General features: G+C 72.2%; 19 protein-coding genes. 14 read left to right on the top strand and 5 right to left on the bottom strand.

All coding sequences use genetic code 11. The features are described 5' to 3' along the window. Positions 1-18: 18 nt before the first annotated feature. Together HNR20_RS31365 and HNR20_RS31360 are read right to left on the bottom strand one after the other, a co-directional pair. A complete protein-coding gene (locus HNR20_RS31365; RefSeq protein WP_184187516.1) occupies positions 19-1,230 on the bottom strand; it encodes an ArsB/NhaD family transporter in 1,212 nt (403 codons plus the stop codon). Between the two features lie 133 nt (positions 1,231-1,363). Further along, positions 1,364-2,797 carry an LVIVD repeat-containing protein gene (locus HNR20_RS31360; RefSeq protein ID WP_184187513.1) on the bottom strand — a complete coding sequence of 478 codons (1,434 nt, stop codon included), beginning with the start codon at positions 2,795-2,797 and terminating at the stop codon, positions 1,364-1,366. 138 nt (positions 2,798-2,935) lie between these two features. Here HNR20_RS31360 and HNR20_RS31355 point away from each other — a divergent pair, with 138 nt between their 5' ends. From HNR20_RS31355 to HNR20_RS31340, 4 genes are all read left to right on the top strand, one after another. Continuing rightward, positions 2,936-3,664, top strand: a complete 729-nt coding sequence (locus HNR20_RS31355) for a DUF305 domain-containing protein (RefSeq protein WP_184187510.1) — start codon at positions 2,936-2,938, stop codon at positions 3,662-3,664. A 25-nt stretch (positions 3,665-3,689) separates the two neighbouring features. After that, entirely contained in the window at positions 3,690-4,901 is a 1,212-nt protein-coding gene (locus HNR20_RS31350) for a sensor histidine kinase (RefSeq protein WP_184187508.1), read from the top strand. Next, on the top strand, positions 4,898-5,563 hold the full coding sequence (locus HNR20_RS31345; RefSeq protein ID WP_184187505.1) for a response regulator: 666 nt from the start codon (positions 4,898-4,900) through the stop codon (positions 5,561-5,563). Before HNR20_RS31350 ends, HNR20_RS31345 begins: the two co-directional genes overlap by 4 nt. A gap of 147 nt (positions 5,564-5,710) precedes the next feature. Next, complete coding sequence (locus tag HNR20_RS31340) at positions 5,711-8,185, top strand: ABC transporter permease (RefSeq protein WP_184187503.1); 2,475 nt, start codon at positions 5,711-5,713, stop codon at positions 8,183-8,185. Between the two features lie 93 nt (positions 8,186-8,278). Here HNR20_RS31340 and HNR20_RS31335 read toward each other — a convergent pair whose 3' ends face one another. Together HNR20_RS31335 and HNR20_RS31330 are read right to left on the bottom strand one after the other, a co-directional pair. Continuing rightward, the gene (locus HNR20_RS31335; RefSeq protein ID WP_184187500.1) at positions 8,279-9,541 is read right to left on the bottom strand and encodes a nucleotide sugar dehydrogenase; all 1,263 of its coding nucleotides are present in this window, start codon (positions 9,539-9,541) and stop codon (positions 8,279-8,281) included. A 124-nt stretch (positions 9,542-9,665) separates the two neighbouring features. Next, the gene (locus HNR20_RS31330; RefSeq protein ID WP_184187497.1) at positions 9,666-11,042 is read right to left on the bottom strand and encodes a serine/threonine-protein kinase; all 1,377 of its coding nucleotides are present in this window, start codon (positions 11,040-11,042) and stop codon (positions 9,666-9,668) included. Positions 11,043-11,499: 457 nt separating this feature from the next. On the opposite strand from HNR20_RS31330, the gene HNR20_RS31325 reads away from it, so the two are divergent. The 10 genes from HNR20_RS31325 to HNR20_RS31280 all read left to right on the top strand — a co-directional run bounded on the left by HNR20_RS31325 (position 11,500) and on the right by HNR20_RS31280 (position 19,227). After that, positions 11,500-12,132, top strand: coding sequence for an RNA polymerase sigma factor (locus HNR20_RS31325; protein ID WP_184189347.1), 633 nt, complete (start codon positions 11,500-11,502; stop codon positions 12,130-12,132). Positions 12,133-12,148: 16 nt separating this feature from the next. Next, positions 12,149-12,940 (top strand): hypothetical protein, encoded by a 792-nt coding sequence (locus HNR20_RS31320; RefSeq protein ID WP_184187495.1) that lies wholly within the window; start codon positions 12,149-12,151, stop codon positions 12,938-12,940. 158 nt (positions 12,941-13,098) lie between these two features. Continuing rightward, a complete protein-coding gene (gene egtA, locus HNR20_RS31315; protein ID WP_184189344.1) occupies positions 13,099-14,358 on the top strand; it encodes an ergothioneine biosynthesis glutamate--cysteine ligase EgtA in 1,260 nt (419 codons plus the stop codon). Further along, positions 14,355-15,692: an ergothioneine biosynthesis protein EgtB gene (gene egtB / locus HNR20_RS31310; RefSeq protein ID WP_184187492.1), complete on the top strand. Its 1,338-nt coding sequence runs from the start codon at positions 14,355-14,357 to the stop codon at positions 15,690-15,692. The genes egtA and egtB overlap by 4 nt, the downstream gene beginning before the upstream one ends. A 40-nt stretch (positions 15,693-15,732) precedes the next feature. Further along, complete coding sequence (gene egtC / locus HNR20_RS31305; RefSeq protein WP_184187489.1) at positions 15,733-16,479, top strand: ergothioneine biosynthesis protein EgtC; 747 nt, start codon at positions 15,733-15,735, stop codon at positions 16,477-16,479. 48 nt (positions 16,480-16,527) lie between these two features. Then, a complete protein-coding gene (gene egtD, locus HNR20_RS31300; RefSeq protein WP_184187487.1) occupies positions 16,528-17,499 on the top strand; it encodes an L-histidine N(alpha)-methyltransferase in 972 nt (323 codons plus the stop codon). Between the two features lie 216 nt (positions 17,500-17,715). Then, the gene (locus tag HNR20_RS31295) at positions 17,716-18,303 is read left to right on the top strand and encodes a TMEM165/GDT1 family protein (RefSeq protein ID WP_184187484.1); all 588 of its coding nucleotides are present in this window, start codon (positions 17,716-17,718) and stop codon (positions 18,301-18,303) included. Positions 18,304-18,342: 39 nt separating this feature from the next. Next, positions 18,343-18,705, top strand: a complete 363-nt coding sequence (locus HNR20_RS31290) for a DUF1622 domain-containing protein (RefSeq protein WP_184187481.1) — start codon at positions 18,343-18,345, stop codon at positions 18,703-18,705. Continuing rightward, positions 18,702-19,025, top strand: a complete 324-nt coding sequence (locus HNR20_RS31285; RefSeq protein WP_184187479.1) for a hypothetical protein — start codon at positions 18,702-18,704, stop codon at positions 19,023-19,025. The genes HNR20_RS31290 and HNR20_RS31285 overlap by 4 nt, the downstream gene beginning before the upstream one ends. Before the next feature lie 4 nt (positions 19,026-19,029). After that, positions 19,030-19,227, top strand: coding sequence for a hypothetical protein (locus HNR20_RS31280; RefSeq protein ID WP_184187476.1), 198 nt, complete (start codon positions 19,030-19,032; stop codon positions 19,225-19,227). Positions 19,228-19,258: 31 nt separating this feature from the next. On the opposite strand, the gene nhaA is transcribed toward HNR20_RS31280, so the two are convergent. Then, complete coding sequence (gene nhaA / locus HNR20_RS31275) at positions 19,259-20,599, bottom strand: Na+/H+ antiporter NhaA (RefSeq protein WP_184187473.1); 1,341 nt, start codon at positions 20,597-20,599, stop codon at positions 19,259-19,261. Between the last annotated feature and the right edge of the window lie 283 nt (positions 20,600-20,882).

Below are 20,882 nucleotides of genomic sequence, written 5' to 3'. Positions count from 1 at the left end.
GGCCGGGAGCTCCTCGGGTCAGCCGACCAGCAGTAGCGCGCCGACCGCGGCGAGCGTGCCGACGACCGCGAGCAGGGCGCTGGTCAGCACGAACCGGGTCAACGGCACGGCCACCCCGGCCGCCCGGCACCGCTCGAACCACAGCAGGGTGGCCAGCGACGCCCAGGGGGCGGCCAGTGGGCCGACGTTGGTGCCGATCAGCAGGGCCAGCAGGCGGGTCACGTCGCCGGTCGGCAGCACCGACTCGCCGGCCAGGTAGGCGGGCAGGTTGTTCACCGCGTTGGCCAGCAGTGCCCCGGTCCCGCCGGCGCGGATCGCGCCGCCAGCCCCGCCCTCGACACCGAGGAGATCGCGGACCAGGTCGTCCAGCCCGTGCTGGCCGAGGGTCTGCACCACCAGGAACAGGCCGGTGACGAAGAGCAGCAACCGCAGTGGCACCAGCCCCGGGCGCAGCGTGGCGGGGGACCGGACGATGAACCCGATCAGCACCAGCGCGAGCGCGACGGTGGAGGCGAGGCCGATCTCCACCCCGGCGAGGATGCCGGCGACGAAGAGCAGGCAGCCGGCGAGCGCGATGCGGTGCAGCACCGGGTCGGCCGGCACGTGCCGGGCCGGCGGGACGAAGCGCCCACCGGCCGGCCGTTCCCGCCGCCACCACGCGTACCAGAGCAGCGCCATGGTGACCGTCACCGCGGCGACCTGCGGCAGTGCCATCCGCTCGGCATAGGCCAGCGGTGTCAGGCCGACCCGGTCGGCGGCCAGCAGGTTGGTCAGGTTCGACACCGGCAGCAGCAGGCTGGCGGTGTTCGCCAACCAGACCGTGGTGACCGCGAGCGGGGCGGCTGGAACGCGCAGAGCGCGCGCCAACGCGAGCAGCACCGGCGTGAGCAGTACGGCGGTGGTGTCGAGGTTGAGCACGAGGGTGGTCAGCGTGGCGAGGCCGCCGCAGAGCAGGAACAGCGCCGCCCACCTGCCTCGGGCGGCGATGGCCAACCGGCTGGCCAGGACGTCGAAGACGCCGGCCACGGCGGTCAGCTCGGCGAGCACGATCACGGTGCCGAGGAAGAGCAGCAGCGGCAGGATCCGGTGCAGGGTGGTGGTGGTCTCCGCGCGGGGCAGCAGCCCGCTCAGCGCGCAGCCCGCGCCGGCCACCGCGAGGACGACCGCCACCAGGTCGAGCGGGTGTGGACGCCAGCGCACGGTCGGCTCGGGCGGGGCTGCGGGCTTCACGGCTGCTCACGCTGGCACAGCGCCTGGCCGGTCGGTCGTCAACCCCCGTCCAGGTGACCGGCCCCACCCTGCTTGAACGTGGCCAGGCCCGGCCCCCGGGATCGGGGACCGGGCCTGGTGTGGTGCGCGGTGCCTACCAGCCCAGGTAGCTGGGCTGGGTCTGCACGTTCAGTTCGTTGTAACGGGTCAGCTTGGCCGTCCAGGTCCGCCAGTCGTTCAGCTCCAGGACGTCCAGGCCCTTCACCATGTCGTTGGAGTAGATGTGGCCGTTGTAGTAATACGCGGACCAGGTGCCGCCGCCGACGAACGAGTCGGCCGAGAGCGGGCCGCGCTCCCAGAAGGCGATCTCCTTGGGCCTGGCCGAGTCGGTGAAGTCCCAGACCGAGATTCCGCCCTGGTACCACGCCTGGACCATGATGTCCCGACCGAGCACCGGGATCAGCGAGCCGTTGTGCGCCACGCAGTTCTCGGTGTCGGCGTTCACCCGGGGAATCTTGTAGTAGCTGCGGAAGTTCATCTTCCGAGCGTTACCGCGGCCGGTGATGTCGTAGATGGCGTCCGCGCCCCGGTTGGGTCCTACGGTCTCGTTGCAGGTCGCCGCCCCGCCACCACCCAGCTCGTCGGTGAAGATCACCTTGGTGCCGGAGTTGTTGAAGGTGGCCGAGTGCCAGAACGCGAAGTTGGTTTCGTCCCGGACTCGGTTGATGACCCGGGGCGCCTCCCGGTTCTTGATGTCGAGCAGGACGCCGTCACCCATGCAGGCGCCGGCGGCCAGGTCCTTCGACGGGTAGGCGGTGATGTCGTGGCATCCGGTGGTCGCCGAGCCCGTCGTGCTGCCGGGGAAACCGCCGTCCGGGAAGAGGTTCGGCGTCGCGACCACGGCCGCGTCGGTCGGCTTCTTCAGCGGCACCTTGATGATCGAGATGGAGTCGTGCGGCGGCTGGCAGTCCGGGAACTCGGCCCGCGGGCTGTACGACGACACGTACAGGTAGACGGCCTTGCGGTCCTTGCCCGGCACCAGGGTGTGGGTGTGCGAGCCGCAGGCCGTCTCGACGGACTTGATGTACCGCGGGTTGGCCTTGTCCTTGATGTCGAAGACCTTGATGCCCTCCCAGGACCCCTTCACGTCCGCCCCCTGCGCGGTGCTGTTGCAGGAGTCGTCGCTGCGGGACGAGTCGGTGGAGAGGAAGAGCAGGTCGCCGTGGATGGAGATGTCGTTCTGCGACCCCGGGCAGAGCACCCGGGCCTTGACCGTCGGCGCGCTGGGCCGCGAGATGTCGTAGATGACGAAACCGTTGTAGTTGCCGGCGAACGCGTACTTGCCCTGGAAGGCGATGTCGCTGTTGGTCGCGTCCAGGGGCGCGACCTTGGGCACGTTCGCGATCTGGCGCAGGTTGGGGCTGCTCACGATCTCGTCGACGCCGGGGATCGTGTTGGTGGGGGCCGACTGCGGCACCACCTGGGCGTTGCTCGCGGGGGCGACGAGCGCGCTGGCGACGAGCAGGCCGGTCGCGGCGAGCGCCACGATGCGGAGTTGTCGTAACCGAGGCTTGTGGAGTCTGATCATCGGCGAGGCCCTTCGCAAGGGGAAGACGATGGTCGACACCTTACCGCCCGACGAAGAACGTCGATGTGACCTGGCTCACACCAAAGTGGGTTCTTCAATAGATAGCATCGCGATGACCTCGACCCCAGGGAGTGGCCCATGACCGACCGGCGCGCACGAACCCTGGCGATCGTCACACTGGCGCTCGTGCTTCCGCTGGTGGCGTTCATTGTGAGCCGCTCCGGCGGCGACTCCACGACCGGCGCCGCGCGGTCGACCTCCGTGTCCGCCATCCCCGAGCCCGCCACCCCCGCGCCCGCCACGACGCCGACGGTCAGCCCGGTGCCCACCGACCTGACCGTCATCGCGCCCGGCCGCCCGGGTGAGACGGCGGCCACCCGCGCGGCCCACGAGGTCCGCGACGCCGGCCCCGCTCCGCACAACTCGATGGACGTCTGGTTCGTGCGGATGATGATCCCGCACCACGCGCAGGCCCTGGCCATGGCGGAGCTCGCGCCCGACCGCGCCGCCAACCCCGACATCCGTGCCCTCGCCGATCGGATCCGCGCCAGCCAGGGACCGGAGATGGGCATGATGCGTGGCTGGTTGCAGACCCGTGGCCTCCCGGCGGAGGTCCAGGGGCACGACCACGGCACCATGCGCGGCATGCAGTCACCCGAGGCGATGCGGCAGCTCGCCGCGGTCCGTGGCGCGGACTTCGACCGGCTCTTCGTCCAGATGATGACCGCGCACCACGAGGGCGCCATCGAGTTGGCCACCAACCTGCTCACGGTCGGTTCAGACCTGACGCTCAACGAGTTCGCCAACTCGGTCGCCACCGAGCAGACCGTCGAGATCGGGCGAATGCGCGAGGTCCTCTCCCGTTGAACGGGCCCTGCGGCACGTACGCTGGGTGACCGTGACACGCACGATGTTCGGTCGCCCGCTGCGCGGCGTCGCCTTCGACGTGGCCGTCTCCGCCGTGGTGGCCCTCATCGGCCTGGCCGGCGCGGTCAACCTGCCGGGCGGCTGGGCGGCCGCGCTGGTCTGTGTGGGGATGGCCGTGGCGCTGCTGTTCCGCCGCGCGCATCCGGGCGCGGTGACCGTGGCGGTAGCGGCGCTCGGCCTGGTGCAGGTGATCGCCCAGTGGGGTCCGCTGCCCTTCGACGTCGCCGTCCTGATCGCGCTCTACAGCGTGGTGAAGTATGGCGAGCGGCTGCGCGGCGCCGTGCTCGCCGGCGTGGCCGCCGCCGTCGGCGTGGTGCTCGCCGCCGTGCAGACCCCGGGGCTGATCAGCTGGTGGGTGACCGCGCTGTGGTACGCGCTGGTCACCGGCGCGGTGTGGCTGGTCGGGCTGAACGTGCGGACCCGCCGGCTCTACGTGCTCAGCCTGGAGGAACGGGCCACGACCCTGGAACGCGAACGAGAGGCCGAGTCCCGGGCGGCGGTCGCCGAGGAGCGCACCCGGATTGCCCGCGAGCTGCACGACGTGGTCGCCCACAGCATGGCGGTGATGATCGTCCAGGCGGACGGCGCCCGGTTCATGCTCGACCGTGACCCCGCCCAGGCCCGCACCGCCGTGAAGGTGGTCGCGGACACCGGCCGGGCCGCACTGGAGGAGATGCGCCGGCTGGTCGGCGTCCTGCGCGACGCCGGACCGTCCGGTGGAGACGGGCTCGCGGTGGCCGCCGACCCGGAGCACCGGCGCCTGGCCCTGGCCGAGTTGCCCGACCTGCTGGCCCGGTTCGGCGACGCCGGGCTGTACATCCGCAGCACCGTCACCGGTGAGCCGCCGGCCCTGCCCCCTGGCTTGGAGTTGACCGTCTACCGGGTGGTGCAGGAAGCGCTGACCAACGCGCTCAAGCACGCCGGTGTCGACGCCGGCGTCGAGGTCGCCCTGACGTACACCGCCGAGGCCGTCGTGGTCCGGGTGCGCGACGACGGTCGGGGCCGCCCGGTGGTCAGCCCGGCACCGTCCGGCGGTCACGGTCTGCTCGGCATGCGGGAGCGAGTGACGGTGTACGACGGCAGCCTCACCGCCGGCCCCCGGCCGGCCGGGGGCTGGCAGGTCGAGGTCCGGCTACCGCTACCGTCGGACCCGGCAACGGAGGTGATCGCGGCATGACGGTCCGGGTGGTGATCGTGGACGACCAGGCGCTGGTGCGCGCCGGGTTCCGGATGGTGCTGGACTCCCAGCCCGACCTGAAGGTGGTCGGGGAGGCGATCGACGGCGCGGACGCCCTGCGTGTGCTCGCCCGCACCGAGGCCGACGTGGTCGTGATGGACATCCGGATGCCGACCATGGACGGTGTGGAGGCGACCCGCCGGCTCTGCGCCGACCGGCCCGCCGGCCCGCCCCGGGTGCTGGTGCTGACCACCTTCGACACCGAGGCTGACGCGTTCGCCGCCCTGCAGGCCGGGGCGAGCGGGTTCCTGCTCAAGAACGTCCCGCCGGAGGAGCTGCTGGCCGCGATCCGGGTGGTGGCCCAGGGTGACTCGGTGGTGGCCCCGTCGATCACCCGGCGGCTGCTGGACCGGTTCGCCGGGCAGTTCGGCGCCGCCCCGAGCGCAGACCCTCGCCTCACCCAGCTCACCGAACGGGAACGGGAGGTGCTGCTGTTGGTCGCCCAGGGGCTGTCCAACGCGGAGATCGCCGCCCAGGTGCACGTGGCCGAGGCGACGGTGAAGACCCACGTCGGGCGGATCCTGGCGAAGCTCCAGCTGCGCGACCGGGTCCAGGCGGTGGTCCTGGCGTACGAGAGCGGGCTGGTGACACCCGGCGGATGACTCCGCGTACGACCTGGGTCGTAGGGGTCGGCGGGCGCACCGCGACCCGGGTCGCACGCAGGTCGAGCGCGCAGGTGGAGATCGACCGACCAGCTCCGGCCATAGCGTCGGAGGGGTCCGATCCGCCACCTGCACCGGGAGCCCCGCATGATCCGCCTGACCCTGCGCTCGTTGCGCGCCGAGGCACTGCGCATGCTGCTCTCCGCGCTGGCCGTCGTGCTCGGTGTCGCGTTCGTCGCCGGCACCATGATCTTCGTCGACGGGATGAGCGCCGGCGCGTACGAGCGGGCCGGCACCTTCGACCGGCACACCGACCTGGGTGTCTACTCGGCCGGCCGGGAGTTGTTGCCCCCGACCCTCATCGACCGGGTGCGCGCGGTCGACGGGGTGGCCGCCGCGGCCGGTGAGCTGACCAACACCGCCGGGCTCCTCGGCGCCGACGGTCGCCCGGTCCTGGGCTTCACCATGCTCGCCGCCATCCCGACCGAGGACGCTCTGCGCTCGTACGACGTGGTCGCCGGCCGGTTGCCCGACCGTGCCGGGGAGGTGGTGCTCGACGCGCCGACGGTGGCCGACGAGGGTTTCACCCTCGGCGCTCCGGTCCGCGTCGGCAGCACCGGCGGAGCGGCCCGCTCGTACACCCTGGTTGGCACCGTCGACGTGGCTGGCACCGTCCGCGACGTCGGCGGTCCGTTCGTCGGCCTGGTCGGGCCGGACGCGTTGGCCCTCACCGGTGAGCGGGGCTATGGCCGCATTATGGTGGCGGCCCGACCGGAGGCCTCCGTTACGGCGCTGGCCGACGAGCTACGCACCGTGGCAGGTGGCGAGTTCACCGTGAAGGGTCGCCAGCAGATTCTCGACGAGGCCGTGGAGGACGCGGTCCGCAACGTGGACCAGTTCCGGATGCTGCTGTTGATCTTCGTGGGGGTCGCCGTGGTGGTGGCCGGCTTCGTGATCGCCAACACCTTCGCGATCGTGCTGGCCCAGCGCACCCGGCGGACCGCGCTCCTGCGCCTGATCGGCGCCACCCGCGGGCAGGTCTTCCGGGCCGCACTGCTGGAGTCGGCGGTGCTGGGGCTGGTCGCCTCCGCGCTCGGTGTGCTGCTCGGGGTGGCCCTCGCCGGTGGGTTGGGGCTGCTGATGTCCCAATTGGACGTTCCGGTCAGCGGGGGCCTGACCGTGACCGGTTCGACCGTGCTGACCGGCCTGCTGCTGGGAACCGCGCTCACCGTGTGCGCCGCCCTGCTCCCGGCCTGGCGGGGGACACGGGTCGCTCCGGTGGCCGCGCTCACCGACGCCGCGGTGCAGCAGAGCCAAGGTGCTGGTCGGGTTCGGCTGACCTTCGGCGCGGTGGTGCTGGCCGTCGGTGTCGCCGCGCTGGTCGGCGCCGCCAGCGCCGGCCAGCTGCTGCTGGTGGCGCTCGGCGGGGTGTTGGCCTTCTTCGGGATCGTGCTGTTCGGGCCGGTGCTCGTCCCGGCGTTGGCCCGGGTGTTCGGTTGGCCGGCGCGCAAGGCGCTCGGGACGATCGGTGCGCTGGCGGTGGCCAACGCGGTCCGCAATCCGCGGCGGGTCGCCGCGACCGCGACCGCCCTGGTGATCGGGATCGGACTCGTGTCGGCTTTCATGGTCGGCGGACGCAGCACCAAGGACAGCATCGAGAACAGCGTGGACGCCCAGATCGGGACGGACTTCGTGGTCGTCGGAATCGGTCAGGAGCTGCCCGCCGCGCTCGTCGGTGAGCTGGCCGCCCGCCCCGAGTTGGGCGTGGTGCACGAGCAGCGCAGCACGGTCGCCGCCGACATCGAGATCCGCGCGGCCGACCCGGCGCTGGTCGGCCGGACGTTGAGCGGGGTGCTGTCCGGCGCCGCCAATGAGGTCGGGCCGGGGCAGGTGCTGGTGCATCGGGAGTTGGCGCAGGCACGCGGCTGGCAGGTCGGCTCGCCGGTGACCGTCGGGGGCCGGTCGTTCCGGGTGGCCGCCGTCGTCACCGACGACACGCCCGGCAACGGCGCTCCCGCCGGTCACGTGATCGACATGGCCGACGCGGACTTCACCGCGCTCTTCCCCGGTCAGCGGGGCTTCCTGGCCGAGATCGACCCCGCCGCCGGGGTGAGCGCCGAGCGGGCCCGGGACGCGATCGAGGCGGTGCTGGGCAGCTACCCGACGGTGAACCTGATGGACCAGGACGCGTACAAGAAGATGCTCACCGGCACGGTGGACATGGTGCTGGGACTCGTCACCGCGCTGCTCGGCCTCGCCGTGGTGATCGCCCTGGTCGGTGTGGCGAACACGCTGAGCCTGTCCGTGGTCGAGCGGACCAGGGAGAACGCCGTACTGCGGGCGGTCGGGCTCACCCGAGCGCGGATGCGGGCGGTGCTCGCCGTCGAGGCGGCGCTGATGGCGCTGGTCGGTGCGGTGCTCGGGGTCGGGCTGGGCACCGGCGTGAGCGCCTCCGCGATGGCTCTGCTGGCCCGCTTCGACGAGAACTTCCATGTGGTGCTGCCGCTGGGCCAACTCGGGCTGGTCCTCGGCGTCGCGGTGCTGGCCGCCCTGCTCGCCTCGGTCCTGCCGGCCCGTCGTGCGCTGTCCCGCCCGGTCGTCGAGGCGCTCGCCGACCAGTGATCGGCCCCGCCGCCGCCCGGGGCGAACGGACGGACATCCGCCGGCCGGCCCCGCCGTCTTCCCCGGCGGCGGGACCGGCCAGCGGTGCCGGGCCTACAGGCGCTCGACCATCGGGCCGACGCACCGGTTGCGGGTGTCGAAGACGTACGTGGCGTGCTGGACCACCAGGTCGTAGTCGAAGGTGTCGTGGTCGGTGACCACCACCACCCCGTCCGCGGCGCGCACCTCCCGCTCGGTGAGACCGACCACGGTGACTCCGGCCGGGATCTGGTGCGCCTCGGCGTACGGCTCGACCGCGTGGACCTCGGCCCCGAGGGCCTGCAGCCGGCGGGCCACGTCGACAGCGGGGGAGTCCCGCATGTCGCCGGTGTTCTTCTTGTACGCCAGTCCGAGCAGCAGCAGCCGGGCGCCGCTGACCGCACGGCCGTTCCGGTTCAGCCCCGCCATGATGCGCTGCGCGACGTGCTCGGGCATCTCGTGGTTGATGTCGTTGGCCAGCTCGATGAAGCGGAACTGCCGGCCGAGGCGGCGCTTGACCTGCCACGAGAGGTAGCACGGGTCGATCGGCAGGCAGTGCCCGCCGACGCCGGGTCCGGGCCGGAACGGCAGGAAACCGAACGGCTTGGTCTCGGCGGCGTCGATCGCCTGCCAGACGTCGATGTCGAGGTGGTGCGAGAGCATGGTCAGCTCGTTGATCAGCGCGATGTTGACCTGGCGGAAGGTGTTCTCGATCAGCTTGGTCAGCTCGGCGACGCGGGTGGAGCCCACCGGCACGGTGTGTTCCACGAGGCGCTGGTAGAACTCGTCGACCCTGGCCAGTGACGTCGGGTCCACGCCGGAGACCACCTTCGGGGTGTTCTCCAGCCGCCAGGTCGGGTTGCCCGGGTCGATCCGCTCCGGGCTGTAGCCGAGATGGAAGTCGCCGGGGCTGCGCAGCCCGCTCGCCGACTCCAACAGCGGGCGCAGCAGTTCCTCGGTGGTGCCGGGGTAGGTGGTCGACTCCAGGATCACCGTGCAGCCCGGGCGTACGTACGGGCCGATGCCGACGCCGGCCTGCTCGACGAAGCTCAGGTCGGGAGTGCCGTCGCGCAGCGGCGTCGGGACGGTGATGACGCAGATGTCGAAGCCTTCGGCATCGGTGTACTCCGTGCTGGGGTTGTACCGGCCACTCCCCAACGCCCGGCCCAGCCGGTCGGTCGGGATGTCCTCGACGAACGACTCGCCGGAAGCGAGACGCTTCACCCGGTCGGCGTCGACGTCGAGGCCGACGACGTCCAGCCCTGCCTCGACGGCGCGCATTGCCAGCGGCAGTCCGACGTACCCCTGACCGATCACGACCAGCTTTTCAGCGCTCACCCAGGCTCCCGCAGCAGTTGGTGGAAATAGCCTGTTGCGAGCCTAGAGGCGCTTTCGACTCCTCAAGTCCGTTTTGGGGATATCGGTGCTGGTGGGGCTGTCGCGGCGGGCGAAAGAGCCGCCCTCAGCCGGCCTCCGACCCGCCCGGGGCGCTCGTCGGGCTCTCCGGGGTGCTCGGCTCGGGAGATGCAGGCGGGGTCGTCGGAGGTTCATTCGTCGGGGGAGTGGTCGGCGGGGCTGTCATCGTCGGCGTCACCGTCGGCGTCGGCGGGCTGGATGTCTGGCTGGGCTGCGTGCTCGCCGTGGTGGAGACCGAGACGGACGGGGAGACGCCGGGCGCCGGCGGCCGGTCGGGCCGACCCGGGTCGGCGCTGGGGAAGTGCTCGTTCGCCGCCGGCAGGTCCAGCGGGCCAGTCGGTGTCACCGTCGGCGAGGTGGTCGGCAGTTTGACCGCCGGATCGTCGCCGGCATTGCGTGCCGCGCCCAGTGCCGCGCCGAGCCCGACCAGCGCGACCAGCACGGCCACCCCCGCGCCGACCAGCGGCCCACGCCGTCGCTGACGCCCGGCATGGGGCCCAGTCGCCACCGCCGCGCCGGCCGGCACGTCGGTGCGGGTGCCCGGCCCGGCATCACGCAGCGGGACGGCTGCCGCCATCGCTGTCGGCGGCTCGCCGCCGGTGACCGCGGTCCGAGCGGCCTCGGCCATCGCCGCGCCGCTGGAGAATCGATCCTGCGGGTCCTTGGCCAGGGCCCGGGACACCAGAGCGCGGACCGCCTCCGGGATCTCGTTCGGCAGCTCCGGCGGCTCGTCGTCCAGGTGTCGAACGGCAACCTGGAGCGGGTTGTCGCCGGTGAACGGCGGACTGCCGGTGAGGCAGCAGTAGGTGACCGCGCCCAGCGCGTAGATGTCGGTGGCACCGCTGACCGGCCGGCCGGCGGCCTGCTCGGGGGCCATGTAGAGGGCGGTGCCGGGCACCGCGTTGGTGCTGGTGATGCTGGTGATGTCGGTGGAACGGGCCACGCCGAAGTCGACCAGGACAACCGTGCCGTCCTCGTGGACCAGCAGGTTGCTGGGCTTGACGTCGCGGTGCACGATGCCGCCGCGGTGCGCCGCGTTCAGTGCCGCGGCCGCCTGGGCCACGACCGACATCGTCTCGGCCACGTCGAGTCGGCCGGCCGTCTCGATCCGCTTGGACAACGGCTCGCCGGCGACGAACTCCATGACCAGGTAGTCCGCCCGACCGCCGTCGGGCAGGTCGTCGGCTCCGCAGTCGAAGACCTGCACGATGCCGGGGTGCCGCAGCGCCGCCATGATCCGGGCCTCGGCCCGGAACCGGGCGATGAAGTCGGGGTCGGAGACCAGTGCTGGCAGCAGAACCTTGACCGCGACCTGCCGGCCGAGGATCAGGTCTGAGCCACGCCAGACGTCGCCCATACCGCCGGTGGCGACACGTTCGTCCAAGCGGTACCGACCGCTGAGCACGACCTCCGATGACAACACCGCAATACCGTACCCAGAGTGGCGCGCGGGGGTGCATCACGGCCGGTCGGCCGAACGAGTGATACGGGTCGGTTCATCCGGCCTGACCTGTGTGGACGCTGCGTCTCTGTGACGGCGTGACGACTTGCCGTGACGAAACCCGACATATTTCGACGTACGGGTGCCGGACGGTGGCGACAGAGCGCCTCCAGAGGCGGTCCGCGCCCCTCGGTTACAGGCCGTGACGGCGACACGCCGTCCCGCAGGGCAGATAATTGTCACTCTTCCGTGACGAGGTGCCGACTTGTCGTGCCGCTGGGCCCGTCCTAGCGTTAGCCCGGCTCGGGTCCGCCCGACGGATGGGATCAGATCGGCGGAGGGCGGTGCGGGTGCTGATCGGGCGGACGATTCGCACCGCGTGGTCTGGCGCACCGTGGCCGATCGGGCCGGCACCCGCCGGACACTGCGCGGGCTGCGGATGACCGTCGAGCTGTCGGAGGCGGTCAGCGCGGCGCAGGCCGGAGACGAGGACGCGTTCCGTCTTCTCTACCGCAGCCTGCAGCCGGGTCTGCTGCGGTATCTGACCGCCCTCGTCGGCGCGGACGCCGAGGACGTCGCCTCCGAAACCTGGCTGCAGATCTCCCGCGACCTGCCCAACTTCACCGGTGGCGAATTCCGCGCCTGGACCGTCACGATCGCCCGCAACCGGGCGATGGACCACCTGCGCCGGCTGCGCCGCCGACCGTCCCTGCCGGTCCCGGTGCAGGCGCTCGTCGACCTGGCCAGCGACGAGGACACGGCCGAGGGCGCCAGCGAGACGATCGGCACCGAGACCGCCCTGGCGCTGATCGCCACCCTCCCTCGCCGCGAGGCCGAAGCAGTCCTGCTGAGGGCCGTGATCGGGCTGGACGCGGGATCCGCCGGTCGGGTGCTGGGCCGCCGGGCCGGTGCCGTCCGGACCGCCGCCCACCGAGGTTTGCGACGGCTCGCAGCCCTGCTGGAGCGGCAGGCCGCGGCCGAGCCGTCGGTCGGGGTCGAGGGCATACCGCCGCCCCGTACGGGCAGCGGCCCATCCCTGCGGGCACCGCACGCCGAGCCGGCGGACGGCTGACGTGAGGGGATTCTGGATGAACCCGTTCCGGCGGGCCGACCACGCCGAGACCGAACGGCTGCTCGACTCGGCCCGCGCCACCGTGGCCACCACGTCGGATCAGGTCCGCCGCGCCACGCCGCCCGTCGGGGACGTGACGTCACCTCAGGTCCGCGTGCCTGCCCCAGCCGAGCCGGTGGCCGGGTTGCTCGCCGCGGCCGCCGGCCCGATCCGGCCCGGAGAGCTGGTTGGCGAGGAAGCCGCGCTGGCCGCGTTCCGGGCCGCCCGGGAGAACCCGGCGCCCTCGGTGCCGCACCGGCCGCGCCGTCGTCGGCTGACCACCGGCGCGGTGGCCTGGATCGGCGCCGTGGCGGCCACCGCCACGGCGGGCGCCGCCTTCGCCGCGGTCACCACCCGGGACTGGGCGCCGGACCCGGTCCCGCCGGCGCCGACCAGCACGTCACCGACCCCTGATACGGGGGCGTCCACGTCCGGCGACCCCAGACGGTCGCCGTCCCCGGGCACGCCGTCGCCCGGCACGCCGTCCCAAGGCCCACCGTCCCCCGGCATGCCGCCTCCCGGCACCCCGCCGGCTCACACCCCGCCCGAGGGCCAGTTGCACGGCCTCTGCCGCGCCTGGCAGGCCAAGAAGCCCGAGCAGCGGGAGAAGGCGCTGCGGACGCCGGCCTTCAAGAGGCTGGTGACCGCCGCCGGCAGCGCCGACCAGGTGGAGGCGTACTGCCAGCGGTTGGTGCCCGAGCCCAAGCCGTCCGAATCGGTGAAGCCCAAGCCCTCACCCCCACCGACGGGCCACCCCGCCCCGAGGTAAATGGTCGGCGGCTGGCGCGTTTCCGTTCCGCCCTGCACGGGAAATTCGTCTGTTAGACAGAGGTTGGTGGCGTCGTACACGCCCCCGACGGTGTCGGTGGGCGGGTTTACGGTGGCACAGTGTCCCGGAGCCGGCAGACGGAGAGGGGGCCCCGACCGTTGGTGACGTCACCCGAGCTGGACCGCAGCGCCATCCTGCGCGAGTCCGCAGCCGCAGGCCGGCACCTCGCCCGGATCTGCTTCAAGACCGGCCCACCGACACTCACCGGCGTCGAACTGGAATGGACCGTGCACGACGCCGCCGATCCCGCCCGCCCCGTCGACCCGACGCGGCTGCGAGCGGCGCTCGGGCGGCACAGCCCCGCCACGCTTGATGCCACCAGCCCGGCCGAGCCGCTGCGACACGGCGGCATGGTGACCCTGGAGCCGGGTGGCCAGTTGGAGATCTCCACCCCGCCCCGCCCCTCGGTCACCGCGTTGATCCAGGCCACCGAGGCCGACATCGCCCAGGTCACCGACCTGCTGGCCGCCGCCGGGCTGATCCTCGGCCGCAGCGGCATCGACCCACACCGACGGCCCCGCCCGGTGTTGGAAACTCCCCGCTACCGCGCGATGCGCGGCGCCTTCGACCGGCACGGTCCGGCCGGCCGCACGATGATGTACAGCACCGCCGGCCTGCAGGTCTGCCTCGACGCCGGCGAGCCGGAGCAGGTCGCGGCCCGTTGGGCGGCCGCCCACGCGGTCGGGCCGCCGCTGCTCGCGGTGTTCGCCTCGGCCAGCCGGCACGCCGGGCGCCGCACCGGGTGGGCTTCCGCGCGGATGGCCGCCTGGCTGGCCATCGATCCGGCCCGCACCCGCCCGGTCTGGATGCCCGGCGATGTCGACGAGGACCCGACCGCCAGCTGGATCCGCTATGTGCTCGCCGCGCCGCTGCTCTGCCTGCGCCGGCAGGGCCCCGACTGGGCACCGCCCCCGAACGTGACGTTCGCCGACTGGCTCGACGGCGCACTGCCCCGCCCGCCGACCACCGACGACCTCGACTACCACGTGAGCACCCTCTTTCCGCCCGTGCGGCCGCGCGGCTACCTGGAGCTGCGCTACCTGGACGCCCAACCCGACCGGGACTGGCGGCTCCCGCTGGCGGTGCTGACCGCCCTGTTCACCGACCCGGGCACGGTGCGCGCGGCGTACGCGATCGCCGCACCGGTGGCACACCGCTGGTCGGCCGCCGCTCGCCACGGCCTCGCCGACCCGGCGCTGGCTGCCGCCGCGGCGGCGCTGCTCGACCTGGCCCTGACCACGCTGCCCCGGCTGGACCTGCCGGCCGGCATCCACGACGAGATCCAGCGAGGCGTACGACGACGGCTGGCCGCCGCGAATCGACAGCCCCGCAGTCGCGAACGAAAGGTGACGCCGTGACCGCGAGCACGAGGGAACACGTCGACGGGGAGCAGTTGCGTGAGCGGATCGCGGCGGAGTTGGCCCGGGCCCGCTCCCGCACCATGCTGCTGACCGAGGTGGTCGACGACGCCGACCTGATGCGCCAACACTCACCGCTGATGTCGCCGCTGGTCTGGGACCTTGCCCACGTGGGCAACCAGGAGGAGCTCTGGCTGGTCCGCGACGTCGGGGGCCGCGAGCCGGTCCGGTGCGACATCGACGAGCTTTACGACGCGTTCAAGCAGCCGCGACGGGATCGCCCCGCGCTGCCGTTGCTGCCGCCCGCCGAGGCGCGCGCCTACCTGGGCACCGTCCGGGACAAGGTGCACGACCTGCTCGACGCGGTGGCGTTCACCGAGCGGCCGCTGGTCGCCGACGGGTTCGCCTTCGGCATGATCGTCCAGCACGAGCAGCAGCACGACGAGACCATGCTCGCCACCCACCAACTGCGCTCGGGGTCGGCGGTGCTGCACGCTCCGCCGCCGCCCGAGCCGTCCGTTCGGGTCGGCGCGGAGGTGCTGGTGCCGGCCGGCGATTTCATGATGGGCACCGACACCGACCCGTGGGCTCTGGACAACGAACGTCCCGCGCACCGCGTCGACCTGCCGGCGTACGTCATCGACGCCGCTCCGGTCACCAATGGTCAGTACGCAGCCTTCATCGCCGACGGCGGCTACACCGATCAGCGCTGGTGGAGCCCGGCCGGGTGGGCACATCGGCTTCGGGAGCGGCTCAGCGCGCCGATGCACTGGCGCCGTGACGGCGACGAGTGGTCGTACCGGCGCTTCGGCCAGTGGGGTCGGGTCCGCGCCGACGAGCCGGTGGTGCACGTGTGCTGGTACGAGGCGCAGGCGTACGCGGCGTGGGCCGGCAAGCGGCTGCCGACCGAGGCGGAGTGGGAGAAGGCGGCCCGGTGGGATCCGGAGACCGGTCGGTCCCGCCGTTACCCCTGGGGCGATGACGACCCGACCGAGGCCCACGCCAACCTCGACCAACGCCATCTGCGGCCGGCGCCGGTGGGCGCGTACCCGGCTGGTGCCTCGCCGTTGGGTGTGCACCAGCTCATCGGTGACGTGTGGGAGTGGACGTCGACCACGTTCAAGGGGCATCCCGGCTTCACCGCGTTTCCCTACCGCGAATACTCGGAGGTCTTCTTCGGCGACGACCACCGGGTGTTGCGCGGTGGCTCGTTCGGCACCGACCGTTCGGCCTGCCGGGGCACCTTCCGCAACTGGGACTATCCGATCCGCCGGCAGATCTTCAGCGGTTTCCGTTGCGCCCGTGATGCCCGACCGGAGGAGTCGTACCGGTGAGTCACCGCGCGGGCGGCGGCCCGGCGGGCGGGGTGCGCTGATGTGTCGCCACCTGGCCTACCTGGGGCCGCCGGTCACTCTGGCCGAGGTTCTGTTCGACCCCGCGCACTCGCTGGCGCGGCAGTCGTGGGCGCCCCGCGACATGCGCGGCGGCGGCACCATCAACGCCGACGGGTTCGGGGTCGGCTGGTACCCGGGCGATGGTGAGCCGGTGCGTTATCGGCGGGCGCAGCCGATCTGGAGCGACCCGACCATCGCTCAGCTTGCCGCGGTGACCCGCAGCGGTGCGCTACTCGCGGCGGTGCGCTCGGCCACCGTCGGGATGGCGGTGCTCGACGGCGCGGCCGCGCCCTTCGCCGAGGGGCGGTGGTTGTTCAGCCACAACGGTGTGGTCCGCGGCTGGCCGGACGCCGTGGTGCCGCTCGCCGCCGACCTGCCGGTGCGCGACCTGCTCACCTTGGACGCCGCCACCGACTCGGCGCTGCTCTGGGCGTTGGTGCGGCATCGGCTGCGTGCTGGCGAGGACCCGGCCGAGGCGGTCGGGCGGACGGTGGCCGACGTCGCCGCGGCTGCCCCCGGGTCCCGGCTCAACCTGCTGCTCACCGATGGCCGCCGGGTGGTGGCCAGCGTGGCCGGGCACGCGCTGTCGGTACGCGAGGCGCCGGGTTCGGTGCTGCTCGCCTCCGAGCCGCACGACGACGATCCCGGGTGGCGGGTGGTGCCGGAGGGGCATCTGGTCACCGCCGCCCCGGGAGAGGTGCTGGTACGTCCACTGCCGATCCGGTGAGCGCACCGGTCGGGCACGCAACGGTTGATCGAGCAGAGAGGCGAACCGATGACCGCGGAACCGCTGGAGATCTACCTCGAGGAGCGTGACCTGGAGCGCGGCCTGCGCGACGACGTCCGGGCCGGTCTGAGCGCCGGGCAGAAGTGGCTGCCCCCGAAGTGGTTCTACGACGCCCGGGGCAGCGAGCTGTTCGAGGAGATCACCCGACTTCCCGAGTACTACCCGACCCGGGCCGAACGGGCCGTGCTGGCCGCGCACGCCCCCGACATCGCGGAGCTGACCGGGGCCAAGACCCTGATCGAGTTGGGCTCCGGTTCGTCGGACAAGACTCGGCTGCTGCTGGACGCGTTCGCCCGTCGGGGCGGGCTGGGCACGTTCGTCCCGCTCGACGTGTCGGTGAGCGCGCTGCGGGGGTCCACCGCCCAGATCGCCGCCGACTATCCGAGCCTGCGGGTCCGGGGCATCGTCGGTGACTTCACCCGGCAACTGGACCGGCTGCCCACCGGCGGCCGTCGGCTGGTGGTGTTCCTCGGCGGCACCATCGGCAACCTGCTGCCCGCCGAGCGGGCCGAGTTCCTGACGGCGATGCGCGCCGCGCTGGAGGTTGGCGACTGGCTGTTGCTCGGCACCGACCTGGTCAAGGACCCGTCGGTGATCGTGCCCGCGTACGACGACGCCGCCGGGGTCACCGCCGAGTTCAACCGCAATGTGCTGCACGTGATCAATCGGGAGTTGGACGCCGACTTCGACCCGGGGGCGTTCGCGCACGTCGCTCTCTGGGACCCGGCCCAGGAGTGGATCGAGATGCGGTTGCGGGCGACCCGCCCGATGCGTGTGCAGGTGCGGACCCTGGACATGACCGTCGACTTCGCCGCGGGGGAGCAACTCCGTACCGAGGTCTCGGCGAAGTTCCACCCGGAGGGGATCGCCGCGGAGCTGACCACGGCCGGCTTCGTCACGACGGAGTTCTGGACCGACGTGGACGGGCTCTTCGGGGTCACGCTGGCCCGGGCACGGTGAGCCTTTCCACCCACCCCGACCGGGCCCGCGGTGATCGGTTAGGCTGGTCGCGCGAAGGGGAGTAGCCCCCAATGTCGTGGTCGACATACTGGTGCGTTCCGCATCCGGCCACGCGGCCTCGGGTTTCCGGGGCGGGCGAGACCTTCGACTCAGGCTGTTGCAGCCGGGTCGAGGGCGCCCCTGTACCTCCTCCCGGCATTGAACGGGAAGGATGTCATGGAGGGATTTTTCGCCGCGCTGGTCATCAGCTTCGGCGTCATTTTCGTCGCCGAGCTGGGGGACAAGTCCCAGTTGATGGCGTTGACCTTCGCCACGCGGTTCAAGCCGATCCCGGTGCTGATCGGCATCACCGTCGCCACTGCGGTGGTGCACCTGGCGTCGGTCGCCATCGGTGTGGGTCTCGGTGCGGTGCTGCCCACCGACTGGATCTCCCTGGTGGCCGGCGTGGCGTTCCTCGGTTTCGGTGCGTGGACCCTGCGCGGGGACAAGCTCACCGAGGAGGAGAAGCGCAAGGCGGAGAAGACCAGCAAGACCGCGATCGTGGCGGTGTCGGTGGCGTTCTTCCTGGCCGAGTTGGGCGACAAGACGATGCTCGCCACGATCACGCTCGCCACCAAGTACGGCTGGTTCGGCACCTGGCTCGGCTCCACCATCGGCATGGTCGCGGCGGACGCGCTTGCCATCCTGGTCGGCCGGATGCTCGGTCGCCGGCTGCCGGAGAAGGTCATCAAGTACGGTGCCGCGATCCTGTTCGCCATCTCGGGGCTCTGGCTGATCCTGGAGGCGGTGAACGAGCTGACCTGAGCGCCGACTAGCCGCCCCGAGGGCGGGTAACGGCCCGGGGTGGAGCCGGCCGAGCTGTTGCGACACGGCGACCAGGTGCTGGTTGCCGTGGTGGAGGTGGCCGGCGCTCTGGTGATCTTCGTCGGCGCGGTCTGGGCGGCGGTGCGGTTCGTGGTCGAAGGGCTACGACACCGCACCGCCGCCGTCTTCACCCCGATCCGGCTCTCGCTGGGCCGGTTTCTGACCCTCGGTCTCGAATTCCAGTTGGCGGCCGACGTGCTGCGGACCGCGGTGTCCCCGTCGTTCAACCAGATCGGCCAACTCGCGGCGATCGCCACGATCCGGACGGCCCTCAACTACTTCCTGGGCCGGGAGATCGGCCAGGAGCAGCGGCAGGTCGCCGAGCGGGAGCGCCGCACGTGATCGGCACCCTGGCCACGGTGGTCACCGCGCTGGCCCTGGTCGTCGGTGTGGTCATCGCGCTCACCACCGTGGCGCTCCGGACCGCCGTTCGGGTCCTGCTGGACCTGCTGACCGCGGCCGGCCTGCTCCGGCTCGCCGGTGATCCGGGCTGGAACGGTCTGGCCGGCGCGGCGGCGATCATCGCCCTGCGGCAGCTGCTCGGGGCGGCATTGAACACCCGGCCGCCGTGGTCCGGGCGACAATCCCCGGCGCGCTGCGCAGTCGACGATCAGCACCTACCGTTGGCGTTAGAGGCGAAACCGGGGAAAACGGGAGGATAACCACATGAGCCGGCACGACGAACCGAACGAGTACGGCTTTTCCGGTGACCCCACCGCTCCCGAGCCGCCGCCCCGCGGGAAGCCCGACGAGCAGGATCGTGCCGAGGCGGTGGCGGTGCCGGGCGACGACCTCACCGCACCGGCGGCCGAAGCGCTGGTCGACGAGACCGAGGACCTGCCGCCCGCCGAACGCCGCCACTGACCGGAGTCGGTTCCCGACCCGCCGGCCGCGCTCAGCGCTCGGCGGGTCGCTGGTAGACGTCGGGTACGCCGTCGCCGTCGGCGTCCAGCCGCTCCCGCTCCGCCACCTCGCGGTACGTGGCGTTGCGGCGGACGAGCACCGCGGCGGCCAGCCCGGCGGAGATCACCGACCCGAGCAGCACGGCCACCTTGACCCGGTCGTCGGTCGTGCTGCCCGTGCCGAAGGCCAGGTCGCCGATGAGCAGCGACACGGTGAACCCGACGCCGGCCAGCAGGGCGATCCCGCGCAGGTCCGACCAGGTGATGTCCTCGTCCAGCTCGGCGCGGGTGAACCGGGCCAGCAGGTACGTCGAGCCGAAGATGCCGATGCTCTTGCCGAGCACCAGTCCGGCGACGATGGCGATCACCACCGGGTCGGTCAGTAGCGCGCCCAGGTCGGTGCCGCGCAGGGTGACCCCGGCGGCGAACAGCGCGAAGATCGGCACCGCGATGCCGGCCGACACCGGCCGCCAGCGGTGCTCCAGGTGCGCGGCGAGTCCGCCCTCGTCCGACCTCGTACCGCCGGCGGCCCCGGCCGGTCGGCGGGCCAGCACCGGGACCGTGAAGCCGAGCAGCACACCGGCCACCGTGGCGTGCACACCGGAGGCGTGCACCAAGGCCCAGGCAGTGGCCGCGAGTGGGATCAGCGCCCACCACCAGGTACGGCCGCGCTGCACCAGCAACGCGAAGAGCCCGATCGGCGCCAGCGCCGCGAGCAGCGCAACGGGACGGAAGTCGGCGGTGTAGAAGACCGCGATGATGGTGATGGCGAACAGGTCGTCGACCACGGCGAGGGTGAGCAGGAACGCGCGTAGCCCCTGGGGTAGGTGGGAGCTGACCAGCGCCAGCACGGCGAGCGCGAAGGCGATGTCGGTGGCGGTCGGAATGGCCCAGCCGCGCAGCCCTGCCCCGCCGGCGGTTACCACGACCGCCACGTAGATCAGCGCCGGCAGCAGCATGCCGCCGAGGGCGGCCACCACGGGCAGCGCCGCCCTGCGCGGGTCGCGGAGTTCGCCGGCGACGAACTCCCGCTTGAGCTCCAGGCCCACCACGAAGAAGAAGATGGCCAACAGGCCGTCCGCCGCCCAGCTGGCCAGGTCCAGGTCGAGGTGCCAGGGCGCGCCGCCGGGCCAGGGCACCCAGCCGCCGAGCCGGGTGTACGAGTCGGACCAGGGCGAGTTGGCCCAGATCAGCGCTGACACGGCGCCGAGCAGCAGCAACGCGCCACCGACCGTCTCGGTACGCAGCACGTCGGCCAGGTGCCGGGCCTCGGGCCAGGTCGATCGCGAGAACAGTCGCGCCTTCGGCCGCCGCTCCGGCGGGGGGGAGGTCATCTGCGGTGCTCACCTCGGGAATCAGGACGGCAGGAATCCACTCGCCGACCAGACTTCCCGGCACACCGCCACGGACCTTATCCGGGTTCGTGCGCGGCGGCGACCGCAGAGATGTTCGCTCGCTGACTTTTTCCCGGGTATCGCCGCAGCCGAATGCCCGTTTGTCCGGTTGGTTATGCGGGCGCATGTGTCGGAGTCAGAAAGTACCTAACTCCGGACATAAGCCCTATGAACCGCTTTAATGGTTTCACGAGTTGGCAGACGACCTTGGGGGTTTTCGTGA

The organism is Micromonospora parathelypteridis, assembly GCF_014201145.1.
Taxonomy (GTDB): domain Bacteria; phylum Actinomycetota; class Actinomycetes; order Mycobacteriales; family Micromonosporaceae; genus Micromonospora; species Micromonospora parathelypteridis.
This window is presented reverse-complemented; position numbering and strand designations above follow the sequence as displayed.

What these genes read in the sequence shown, in the direction of transcription:
- HNR20_RS31360 (WP_184187513.1), bottom strand. Translation starts at nt 2,797, where the DNA reads ATGATCAGACTCCACAAGCCTCGGTTACGACAACTCCGCATCGTGGCG.
- HNR20_RS31280 (WP_184187476.1), top strand. Translation starts at nt 19,030, where the DNA reads ATGAGCCGGCACGACGAACCGAACGAGTACGGCTTTTCCGGTGACCCC.
- HNR20_RS31295 (WP_184187484.1), top strand. Translation starts at nt 17,716, where the DNA reads ATGGAGGGATTTTTCGCCGCGCTGGTCATCAGCTTCGGCGTCATTTTC.
- egtC (WP_184187489.1), top strand. Translation starts at nt 15,733, where the DNA reads ATGTGTCGCCACCTGGCCTACCTGGGGCCGCCGGTCACTCTGGCCGAG.
- HNR20_RS31340 (WP_184187503.1), top strand. Translation starts at nt 5,711, where the DNA reads ATGATCCGCCTGACCCTGCGCTCGTTGCGCGCCGAGGCACTGCGCATG.
- HNR20_RS31320 (WP_184187495.1), top strand. Translation starts at nt 12,149, where the DNA reads ATGAACCCGTTCCGGCGGGCCGACCACGCCGAGACCGAACGGCTGCTC.
- HNR20_RS31355 (WP_184187510.1), top strand. Translation starts at nt 2,936, where the DNA reads ATGACCGACCGGCGCGCACGAACCCTGGCGATCGTCACACTGGCGCTC.
- HNR20_RS31325 (WP_184189347.1), top strand. Translation starts at nt 11,500, where the DNA reads ATGACCGTCGAGCTGTCGGAGGCGGTCAGCGCGGCGCAGGCCGGAGAC.
- egtD (WP_184187487.1), top strand. Translation starts at nt 16,528, where the DNA reads ATGACCGCGGAACCGCTGGAGATCTACCTCGAGGAGCGTGACCTGGAG.
- HNR20_RS31345 (WP_184187505.1), top strand. Translation starts at nt 4,898, where the DNA reads ATGACGGTCCGGGTGGTGATCGTGGACGACCAGGCGCTGGTGCGCGCC.
- nhaA (WP_184187473.1), bottom strand. Translation starts at nt 20,599, where the DNA reads ATGACCTCCCCCCCGCCGGAGCGGCGGCCGAAGGCGCGACTGTTCTCG.